The sequence below is a fragment of the Denitromonas halophila genome (assembly GCF_007625155.1).
In the GTDB taxonomy this organism is placed as follows: domain Bacteria; phylum Pseudomonadota; class Gammaproteobacteria; order Burkholderiales; family Rhodocyclaceae; genus Nitrogeniibacter; species Nitrogeniibacter halophilus.
The window spans coordinates 599,051-609,200 of sequence record NZ_VMNK01000003.1; the positions used below are offsets into that span (position 1 = coordinate 599,051).

General features: G+C 66.8%; 11 protein-coding genes. 9 read left to right on the forward strand and 2 right to left on the reverse strand.

Annotated elements, in window-relative coordinates; all coding sequences use genetic code 11:
• Positions 1-5: 5 nt before the first annotated feature.
• Together mobA and FHP91_RS04950 are read right to left on the reverse strand one after the other, a co-directional pair.
• Positions 6-602: a molybdenum cofactor guanylyltransferase MobA gene (mobA, locus tag FHP91_RS04945; RefSeq protein WP_144308512.1), complete on the reverse strand. Its 597-nt coding sequence runs from the start codon at positions 600-602 to the stop codon at positions 6-8.
• Positions 599-1,477, reverse strand: coding sequence for a formate dehydrogenase accessory sulfurtransferase FdhD (locus FHP91_RS04950; RefSeq protein ID WP_144308513.1), 879 nt, complete (start codon positions 1,475-1,477; stop codon positions 599-601). The genes mobA and FHP91_RS04950 overlap by 4 nt, the downstream gene beginning before the upstream one ends.
• A gap of 98 nt (positions 1,478-1,575) precedes the next feature.
• On the opposite strand from FHP91_RS04950, the gene FHP91_RS04955 reads away from it, so the two are divergent.
• The 9 genes from FHP91_RS04955 to FHP91_RS04995 all read left to right on the forward strand — a co-directional run bounded on the left by FHP91_RS04955 (position 1,576) and on the right by FHP91_RS04995 (position 10,145).
• On the forward strand, positions 1,576-2,076 hold the full coding sequence (locus FHP91_RS04955; RefSeq protein ID WP_186301444.1) for a DUF3305 domain-containing protein: 501 nt from the start codon (positions 1,576-1,578) through the stop codon (positions 2,074-2,076).
• Positions 2,057-2,677 carry a DUF3306 domain-containing protein gene (locus FHP91_RS04960; protein ID WP_186301445.1) on the forward strand — a complete coding sequence of 207 codons (621 nt, stop codon included), beginning with the start codon at positions 2,057-2,059 and terminating at the stop codon, positions 2,675-2,677. The genes FHP91_RS04955 and FHP91_RS04960 overlap by 20 nt, the downstream gene beginning before the upstream one ends.
• A 288-nt stretch (positions 2,678-2,965) precedes the next feature.
• On the forward strand, positions 2,966-3,997 hold the full coding sequence (locus FHP91_RS21415) for a PEP-CTERM sorting domain-containing protein (protein WP_186301446.1): 1,032 nt from the start codon (positions 2,966-2,968) through the stop codon (positions 3,995-3,997).
• Positions 3,998-4,110: 113 nt separating this feature from the next.
• Positions 4,111-4,581 carry a hypothetical protein gene (locus FHP91_RS04970; protein ID WP_144308516.1) on the forward strand — a complete coding sequence of 157 codons (471 nt, stop codon included), beginning with the start codon at positions 4,111-4,113 and terminating at the stop codon, positions 4,579-4,581.
• Between the two features lie 621 nt (positions 4,582-5,202).
• Positions 5,203-6,792 (forward strand): phage tail sheath C-terminal domain-containing protein, encoded by a 1,590-nt coding sequence (locus FHP91_RS04975; RefSeq protein ID WP_144308517.1) that lies wholly within the window; start codon positions 5,203-5,205, stop codon positions 6,790-6,792.
• A gap of 15 nt (positions 6,793-6,807) precedes the next feature.
• Positions 6,808-7,332, forward strand: a complete 525-nt coding sequence (locus FHP91_RS04980) for a phage tail protein (protein ID WP_144308518.1) — start codon at positions 6,808-6,810, stop codon at positions 7,330-7,332.
• Between the two features lie 4 nt (positions 7,333-7,336).
• Positions 7,337-8,047 carry a hypothetical protein gene (locus FHP91_RS04985; protein WP_144308519.1) on the forward strand — a complete coding sequence of 237 codons (711 nt, stop codon included), beginning with the start codon at positions 7,337-7,339 and terminating at the stop codon, positions 8,045-8,047.
• Positions 8,044-8,838 carry a hypothetical protein gene (locus FHP91_RS04990; RefSeq protein WP_144308520.1) on the forward strand — a complete coding sequence of 265 codons (795 nt, stop codon included), beginning with the start codon at positions 8,044-8,046 and terminating at the stop codon, positions 8,836-8,838. The genes FHP91_RS04985 and FHP91_RS04990 overlap by 4 nt, the downstream gene beginning before the upstream one ends.
• On the forward strand, positions 8,835-10,145 hold the full coding sequence (locus FHP91_RS04995; RefSeq protein WP_144308521.1) for a DUF4255 domain-containing protein: 1,311 nt from the start codon (positions 8,835-8,837) through the stop codon (positions 10,143-10,145). Before FHP91_RS04990 ends, FHP91_RS04995 begins: the two co-directional genes overlap by 4 nt.
• Positions 10,146-10,150 lie beyond the last annotated feature (5 nt).

Genomic DNA, 10,150 nt, shown 5'->3' on the forward strand with positions numbered 1-10,150 from the left:
ATTGATCAGGGGGTGGTTCGGCCGTGCTGTGCCAGTTCGTCGGCCGTATTGATATTGGCGAAGGCTTCCGGGCAGTCGTCGAAGTCGACAATCACATGCTTCTGGGTGAATACCCAGCGGTCGATCTTGCGTTCGCCCGCCGCCAGATAGGCGTGCAGGGCAGCGGCGGTGCGGGTGTGCGCGAGCAAAAACACCGGCTGCAGCTGATCGTCCGAGCGGACAATCGCCACGTCGGCGTCTTCCGCTTCGGCCGCATCGAGCAGCCGGGCGACCAGGTCGCGCGGCACAAAGGGCGAGTCGCAGGGGCAGGTGACTACCCAGCCGTCGGCCTTGCCAAGATGCGCGAAGCCGGCATCCAGCCCGGCCAGCGGGCCGACGAAACCGCTGTGGCGGTCGGTCAGCACCGGAATGCGGAAGCGCGAATAGACCTCGGTGTTGCGGTTGGCGTTGATCAGCAGCGCGTCGACTTGCGGGTGCAGGCGGGCCAGTACGTGGTCCACCATCGGGCGGCCATCGAGCATGACCAGGCCCTTGTCGGCCCCGCCCATGCGGCGGCCGAGTCCGCCGGCCAGGACCAGGCCGGAAATACGTGGGTGACTCATTCAGGGGTTCTCGTGATGCGGTGCGGATGAGTGTAGACCAGATGACGACCCACGCGCGCCCGACAGATCAAGGTCACGCCCATTTCCTGGGCCAGTGCGAGCGCCATCTGGGTCAGTCCGGAGCGCGACACCAGGAAGGGAACGCGCATCTGGACGGCCTTCATGACCATTTCGGAGGTCAGTCGGCCGGTGGTGTAAAAGATTTTTCCCTGCCCGGTTTCTTCGTCCAGCCACATGAAGCCGGTAATGGCATCGACCGCGTTGTGCCGGCCGACATCCTCGACGTGATAGAGCAGCGGCGCCTCGGGCGTGTTGTGCAGCAGCGCGCAGCCATGCACCGAGCCGGAGCGCTTGTAGATGGTGTCGAGCGCGAGGATGCGGGCCAATGCCGCGTCGAGCGTGGCGACGGGCAAGCTCGCGTCGGTGTCCAGCGGGCGCAACTCCTCCAGCCAGTTGCCGAACATCGTCCCCTGACCGCAGCCGGTGGTGACCGTGCGTTTGGCCATGCGCTCGGTGGGCGGGCGCTGGCTTCGGGTCGTCACCGCGCAGGCGCCGGTGCTCCAGTCCACATGCACCGAGCACAGGTCGGTCAGCGATTCGACCAGACCCTGATTGCGCAAATAGCCCATGATCAAGGCTTCGGGCGCCTGGCCGAGTGTCATCAGGGTGACCACCTCGTGCTTGTCGAGATACACCGTGAGCGCATGTTCGCCCGGCACCTCGACCTCGCGCGGCAGGCCTTCATGGTCGATCACCTGCGCCGTGGCCGTGGCCGGACGCCGCGCGCGGGTAATCGACAGGCGTGGCGCATCGGGTCCGCTGCCAAGCGGAATGTCGATGGGGGCGTCGGTGTCGATGGGTGGTGTCTCCGTCATGTCGGGGGCGCCCTGGCGGAACCGGGCCGTCTCGGTTTATGTTTGAAGGCGTATTTTAGGGCCTGTTCACGGTGAACAGGCCGTCGGGAGAAGCGATCGTGCCAGACGTACCAAATCCAGGTGTTGAAACGCTCAACGGCGCCGACCAGCTTGCCGTGTGTTTCGCGCGCCAAACGGTGGACGGCAACCCGTGGATCGACCACCGCTGGGCGTTGGTTGGCCTGGCCTTTGGCGAGGTGCCGCAGCCCGATGGGCCGGACCAGGTGGTGGTCTCGGGGCTCAAGCTCGAGCTGCATGGGGATGAAGCCGAGGGGTATCACATGAACACCTGCGCCGATGAGCCCTCCTTGTTTTTCATGCTGCGGCCCGCCAACGAAGACCAGCCCGACGGACCGCCGACGGTGGCGGCGGTGAGCGCGAATTTCTACGAGGCGGCGCGCTGGATGGATGCCGGTGAGAGCGTCGAACGCCTGCCGCTGCCCGAAGGCTGGTGCGAGATCATCGCCGCCTTTGCGCGGGCCCATTGGCGCGAGCCCGAGAAAAAGCGCGGCAAGCGCTACGCCGCCACCGGAGACCACCGTGACCGACCGGGACACTAAACCGCCCGCGCCCGCGCCCGCGCCCGCGCCCGCGCCCGCGCCCGCTGCCGAGGAGACCGGCTTCCTGCGTCGCTGGTCGCAGCGCAAGCAAGCCATCGCGCGCGGCGAGGCGCCGCCCGAACCGGTTGTTGCGCCGGCACCCGTCGGCACATCCGCGCCGGCGCCCGACCCGCGGGACGAACTGCCCTTGCCCGACCCCGCGTCGCTCACCCTGGCCGATGACTTCAGTGCCTTCCTGCGCCCCAAAGTGCCTGCCGCGCTCAAGCGCCAGGCCATGGCACAGCTCTTCTCGCATGCGCATTTCAATCAGGTCGATGGCCTGGACGTCTACATGGATGACTACAACCTCATCCCCGACATGGACGACGCCGACCGCAGCCTGCTCCGCCATGCTCGGGCCGTGCTTGACCCTGCGCCCGCCAAATCGCTCACCGAGATGGAAGACGAGGCGCTTGCCGCAGCGCAGCCCGAACCGAGCGCCGAGATGTCCCTCGAGGTCGAACCGACGGACGGCCATCCCCTCACGGAAGCAGGCGCGACGGATGCGCGGCCGACAACGGACGCGGCCAGCGCCGGTCCGGATACGCAAGACCCCGCCTGAAGTTCAGATGACGTCTGGCTTTTTTGCGCTGAGATGCGTCGACTGACCGACCTTGCGCAAGCACGCCGCCACGCCATCTTGTGGCGTATCCAGATGTCACAAATTCACATAGAGACGATTGACGAGCAATGCAATAAGCATGCTAGTCTTGCTGCGCATAAAGACCGATGGCATGTTGCGCCGCATTCCTGCTATCGGCCCGGCTCATGACAGGTAAAAACCGCCTCGAGGCAATCGGCAGCCGGATGTGCGGCACCCCACAATGACTTTTTTCAGGACAACTTTCGAATGAAGATTCTTTCGCAAACCCGCGGGCGCCTGTCACGGCTCACGCACATGATGCTCAGCAGTGGGCTCGTCGCCGGCTGCCTGGCCTTCGGTGGCAGCGCCAATGCCGCGATCAGCTTTACCTTTGATTACTCGAACAACACCCCGGGCGCGGGCTTCCTCGACGCGACCTACGGCACCGACCGTCAGAACGCGCTGACTGCCGCTGGCAATGCCTTCTCCAGCCTGTTTGGTCAGTACTTCACCAACACCGGCAACATCGTGCTGGCGGTGAGTTCGTCTGACGATCCGAACTCCAGCACCCTCGCGTCGGCGGGCTCTGCCGGCCAGTGGGACGGTGTTTCCCAGGGTTTTACCTATCAGGAAGTTGTCCGCGAAAAGCTGGTGACGGGGGTGGATCTGAATGACGGGGCGGCCGACGGCACAGTGGACGTCAACTGGGGTCAGCCCTGGCACCTCGACCTGAGCAGCGACGCGCCCTATGGCCTGTACGATTTCTACTCCACCGTGTTCCATGAATTTACCCATGCCATCGGCTTTTCGTCGAGCATCGGCCAGAACGGCGAACCGGCCTTCGGTGCCGGCAACCTGGCGTGGAGCGAATACGACCGCTTCCTCGGTAACAAGAACGGCACGATGATGATCAACCCGGACTACACCCTCAATCAGGCCGCCTGGGAAGCCGCCAGCGTCGGCGGCGCCAGCCCGGCCGAGGGCATGTTCTTCTACGGTGCCAACGCCATGGCGGCCAACGGCGGACAGGCCGTGGGCCTCTACAGCCCGACGGTCTGGAGCGATGGTTCGAGCGTCTCCCACCTCGATACCGACAACCCGGCACTCGAAGCGATGATGATGACGCATGCCGGTCCGGATGGTCCGTCGCCGCGTGTGTTCTCGGCGGTGGAAGTGGGCATCCTGACCGACCTGGGCTATACCGCCGTCACCCCGGTGCCAGAACCCGAAACCTACGCCATGATGCTGGCCGGTCTCGGTCTGGTCGGCTGGCAGGTTCGCCGTCGTCGCGCCGCTTGATGACGCACCGCCGCAAGGCAACCAGCCCCCGTTGCACGGGGCTGGTTTTTCGCGTCTGGCGCCGGCTGGCCCGTGTGCTCCTGGTGTCGGCCGGCGTCGTGGCGGGAACGGCCATGGCCGCTGACGCAAGCCAGGGGCCCGAGGGGCCGCCGCTGCACTATCCGTTCGATGGCGTGCGCGTCACGGTTCGGCAGTCGCCGGGGCCGGTACGGGGTGCGCAAGTGCGTCAGTGGGTGCTGCCTGGTACCGGGCATGCCACGCTTACCCGCGGGGAAAGGGTCACCTCGTTCGATTACGCCGCGGCCGACCTGATTGATGTGCTCAACACGCTCTACCGCATGCGCTTTTTCGATCTTCCCACCGATCTGGTGGCGCGGTATTCGGTGTATTTGAAAGACGACGGCACGGTCGGCACCAGCCATATGCGCCTGCTCGATCGCGCGAGCACCGAGGTGTGTGTGCGCCTGGCGGACTACGAAAAATGTGTGCGCTATGCCGACGGCGACCACGCCGCACTCGACGCGCTGGTGCGTCAGCTCGACGCCGAGGCGGATCAGCGGGCGGCTGGCGCAGCCGCAAAGTAGCGCCTGTCGCACGCCGTTTCGCCAAGGGCGAGCGGGCTGAAAATCGCTCACGGGCGTGCCTTTTAAAGGCACGCCCGTTTTTTTATAGCCGCCCAGGCCGGAAGAAAACATCTTGTTGCAAACGAAATTGTGAAGCGGATGCCGGGTTCAGTCGTGCATCCGTATTGGATGTCCAGGTAGCCTGCGGGTTCCAATGCCCCTCGCTATCTGCCGGATTTGTCGACACATTTTTTAACGTGGTCGATGACGGTATGTGTTACCCCAAAGGCATTTTATTGAAGTGCCGCTGAGTGGCGTGTCGGGCGTCGGCGACTGTTTTTCAGTCTTGCAGGTTGCATTCGAATGGCATCGTTTCTAGATTGAAAAGGCATTGAATCAACCGTTCGGCCCACGTCGACGCCACACAAGGCAGCGACGTTTCGGGGCAGGACGTCACCGTGACCCGGCTGCGTTAATCCACGCGCCGTCGCGGCAACCATTGTCGTCAGCGTCGATTGGGAAACCGTCCGAGTGGCATCGCGTGGCCGTGGCCTCCGCGAGCCCGCCGGGCTGATAGAGAACCGGGCCGGCAAGTTGTCGCCATGGCGCTTGTCGGCTTCTCAGCACAGAGGAGTCACGACCATGCCGTCTGCCTTGACCTATCCCGGCGTCTATGTGGAAGAAGTGCCCAGCGGGGTGCGCACCATCACCGGGGTTGCCACTTCCATCACTGCCTTCATCGGTCGCGCTCTGCGCGGGCCGGTTAATACACCGGTGCGGGTGCAGAGCTTTGCCGAGTATTCGCGCCTGTTCGGCGGGCTCTGGCAACCGAGCACCCTGAGCTATGCGGCGAATCAGTTCTTCCAGCACGGCGGCAGTGACGCGCTGATCGTGCGGGTGTTCAACGGCACGGTGTCGACCAGCACCGCGACCATCACGCTCGCCACCGCCGGGGGTTCGTTGGTGCTTGAAGCGGCCAGCCCCGGCACCTGGGGCAGCGCGCTGCGCGCCACCGTGGATCACCTCACCCGCGACACCGCCGACACCCTGCTGTTCAACCTGCTCATCGAAGAGCTGGATCGCCCCGGCGGTACGCGGGCGATTGCCTCGGAGCAGTTCCGCAATGTGTCGGTGGACCCGACCAGCCCGCGCTTCGTGAATACCGTGCTGAACGAACAGTCCGCGCTGGTCAATGTGCGAACCTCGGCGCCGGCCACCGAAAGCCCGACCGACGCCACGGTGTCGGTGGCCAACCCGGACGGCACCGCCACCGCCGCCGGCACGCTTGGCAGCGATGGCAACCCGATTGCCGACGCTCAGATCACCGGCGACCAGAACGCCCGCACCGGCATCTTCGCGCTGGAATCGGCCGACCTCTTCAACCTGCTGTGCATCCCGCCGCGCACGCCCACCAACGACCTGGCCAACGCCACCTGGGCCGCCGCCGCGACCTACTGCCAGACCCGCCGGGCGATGCTGATCGTCGACGCGCCGGCCGCCTGGACGTCCAACCCGGCCACCGCCATCGCCACCGCGGTGACCGGCGTCAATACGCTGCGCGGGGTGATCGGGAACGATGCCGCCATCAACGCGGCGGCCTATTTCCCGCGCCTGCGCATGCCCGACCCGCTGTCCGAGAACCGCTTGGCCGACTTCGCCCCCTGCGGCGCAGTGGCTGGCATCATCTCGCGCACCGATGTGCAGCGCGGGGTGTGGAAAGCGCCGGCCGGGCTGGCGGCGAGCTTCTCCGGCGCGCAGGGCCTGACCTACACCATGACCGACCCGCAGAACGGCCAGCTCAACCCGATCGGCCTCAACTGCCTGCGCAGCTTTCCGGTCACCGGGCATCTGGTGTGGGGCGCGCGCACGCTGGCCGGTGCCGATCTGTTGGCTTCGGAGTGGAAATACCTGCCGGTGCGGCGCTTCGCGCTGTTCCTGGAAGAGAGCCTGTATCGCGGCACGCAATGGGTGGTGTTCGAGCCGAACGACGAACCGTTGTGGGGCAATATCCGGCTCAACATCGGCGCCTTCATGCAGACCCTGTTCCGCCAGGGCGCCTTCCAGGGCGCCAGCCCGCGCGATGCCTACTTCGTCAAGTGCGACCACGAGACCACCACCCAGAATGACATCGACCGCGGCGTGGTGAACATCCTCGTCGGCTTCGCGCCGCTCAAGCCGGCGGAGTTCGTGGTGCTCAAAATCCAGCAAATGGCCGGCCAGGTCGAGGTCTGATCAAGGAGAACGCAGATGGCACAGTTCAGCGTCAATACGCAGCGTTTCGACCCGTACAAGAACTTCAAATTCCGGGTGATCTGGGATGGTCGCGCCGTCGCCGGCATCAGCAAGGTTGGCGCGCTCAAGCGCAGCACCGAGCTGGTCGAGCACCGCGAAGGCGGCGATCCGAGCACCTCGCGCAAGTCGCCCGGGCGCACCAAGTTCGAGGCGATCACGCTGGAGCGCGGCGTCACCCACGACGTCGAGTTCGAGCAGTGGGCCAACAAGGTATGGAATTTCGGCTCCGGTCTCGGTGCCGAGGTCTCGCTCAAGGACTTCCGCAAAGACCTCATCATTCAGGTCTTCAACGAAGCCGGGCAACTCGTGCTGGCCTACAAGGTGTATCGCTGCTGGGTGTCTGAATACCAGGCGCTGCCCGATCTCGATGCCAACGCCAACGCCGTCGCCATCCAGACGCTCAAGCTGGAGAACGAGGGCTGGGAGCGCGATTACGATGTGACCGAGCCGACCGAGCCGAGCTTCACCGAACCGGCCTGAGACCATGCTCGCCATCCGCCCGGAACGCCTCCTGTCGGTCTGGGAGCAGGGCGCACGACGCCATCCGATCGATCGCGCCTTGCTGCTCTACGCCCTGGCTGCCCCCGAGCAGCCGGCCGACCGTCTGGCCGATATGCCCATCGGCGCGCGCAACGCCGCGCTGATGGCGTTGCGCCGGGCCAGTTTTGGCGGGCATCTGGCGTCGTGGGTTGATTGCCCGGCCTGCGGCGAGCGGATGGAATTCGCGCTCGACGCGGCCGATCTGCCACCCATGCCGGTCGCCAGTACGGACCCGATCGTCGTTGCTGGCCATCGCTTTTTGCGCCCGACCAGTCGGCATCTGGCCGCGCTGGTCAATGCCGACGACCCGGAAGCCGCTGCCCGGCAACTGCTGCGTGACTGCGCCGAATCAGCAGACGGCCTGCCGCGCGATGAGGCCGCGCTGGCCGAGCTGCTTGAGGCCGCCGAAGCCGCCATCGAAGCCGCCGACCCTTGGGCCGACCTCTCGCTGGCCATCGCCTGCCCGGTCTGCGCGCACGAAGCCGAGGCCAGCTTCGACATCGCCAGCTATCTGTGGGAAGAGCTCGACAGCCATGCCCGCCGCCTGCTCGACGATATCCACGCCCTGGCCAGCGCCTACGGCTGGACCGAGCCGGCAATTCTCGCCCTCAGCGACGCCCGTCGCGCCGCCTATCTCGACCGGGTGCGCGCATGAGCGGCCTGTTCCGACGCCTCGCCCGCCACGCCACCGGCCAGCCGGTGGCCACGGTGCATGCCATGGCCCGGCTGCCGTTCCAGGCGCCGCCCCCCGTGGTGCCCATGGACGATGGCGCGGGGGCGCTGCTGGCACCGGGTGATACGACCGACTCGCCTGCCGGCAGGGTATCGGCCGTCGCCACCGGTGACCGCACCGCTCCACCGCGACATGACGCGCCCAGGCGCCCGGCTGTGCCAACGCGCACCCCGGCCGATGTGCGGACGGTGGCCGACTCGTCTGAGCCCACGGAAGCGCAGCGTCGGGTGCCGGCGCCAACGCATGCCCCACAAACCGCAGGGCGCCTGCCCGATCCGCCCCCGGCGGCCCAGTCGACGCCGGTTCGTCAGCCGCCGCACCTGGCCGGTGCGGGCGACGACGTATGGTCCGCCCCGTCGGTATCGCCCGAACGCCTGCTCGACCGCACCGCGCCGGCCACATTGACCACGTCGGCCACGCGGGGCGCTAGTCCGCATCGTGCCGAAGGCAGCACCTCGCCCGGAAACTCAACGCCTGACGCGCTGCCCGAGCCGCTGCTGCCGGCGCACGCGGGCTCCGTCGCCCCGCGAACGACCGAGCCCGCGCGGTCCACGCCCGTCGCGGCCGAACCCACCGAAGTCCATGTCCACATCGGTCGTATCGACGTCACCGCCGTGCAAGCGCCCGCGCCGCCCAGGCGCCCGGCGCGCAGCGCGCAGGCGCCGATGTCGCTGGACGCCTATCTGGCCAAGCGCCAGCGGAGCCCCTCATGAGTACCGCCCTGGCCATTGCCGGCGTCACCGCCGTGCTGCGCGATCGGCTCAATGATGGGCTGGTCAATCACAATGTGGCCGGCATTACCGGCAGCACGGTGTCGGTCACCGTCTTGCCACCCGACCGTGTGGTCGCCACCGGCGGCACCGAGGCCAGCGGCCTCAACCTGTTCCTTTATCAGGTCACCCCCAACACCGGCTGGCGCAACGAGGGCCTGCCCGCGCGCGACCCCAGCGGTCGCCATCGCCTGTCCAATGCGCCGCTGGCGCTCGACCTGCACTACCTCATCTCCGCCTACAGCGGCGGCGACCTACACGCCGAAATCCTGCTCGGCTACGCCATGCAGCTGATGCACGAGTTTCCGGTGCTCACGCGCGAGATGATCCAGACCGCGCTCAACCCCTCGCCCGATGTCGGCCTCGACCTGCCGCCGGCGCTGCGTGCGCTGGCCGAGTGCGGGCTGGCCGATCAGGTCGAGCAGCTCAAGATCACCCCGCAGTTCCTCAACACCGAAGAGATGTCCAAGCTGTGGACCGCCACCCAGTCCAACTATCGGCCCACCGCGGCCTACCAGGTTTCCGTGGTGCTGATCGAGGCCACCCGGCCGACCCGCCCGACGCTGCCCGTGCTCAGCCGCGGCGAGGTCGATCCAGTCTCCGGCCGTGAGCGGGGCGTGGTTGTCACCCCCAGCCTGATCCCGCCGTTGCCCATGCTCGAAGCCGTGGTGCCGGCCGGCCATCAGCCGGTGGTGCGCCTTGGCGAATCGACCAGCCTCGAAGGCCATCACCTCGACGGCACGGCGCGCGAAGTGCATCTGCGCAACGAGCGCTTCGGCGTGGATGAACTGATCGCCGCCAGCGGCCCCAACGCCTCGGATCGCATGGTGCTGGTCATTCCGGTGTCGCGCGCGGCGGACTTCCCGGTCGGTGTGTATGACGTCACCGGCCATGTCATCCGCCCGGGCGACACCATCGCCCGCGAAACCAACCGCCTCGCCGCCATCGTCGCGCCCAACATCACCAATCTGCCGCAGGCGGTGGTGCGCGACGGCAACGGCGATGCGCACATCACACTCACCTTCACCCCTGCGCTGCGGCCTGGACAGACCGTCTCGCTGCTCATCGGGCAGGTCGAAGTCGGGCCCGAGAGCTTTGTCGCGCCCACCACCACGCTCGACTTCATCGTCGAAGACGCCGACCCCGGTGCGCCGCTGGCTCGCCTGCGCATCGATGGCATCGAAAGCCCGGTGGCCGACCGCAGCACTACGCCGCCGACCTTCTTCAATCACCGCATCACCATCACCTGATCCGG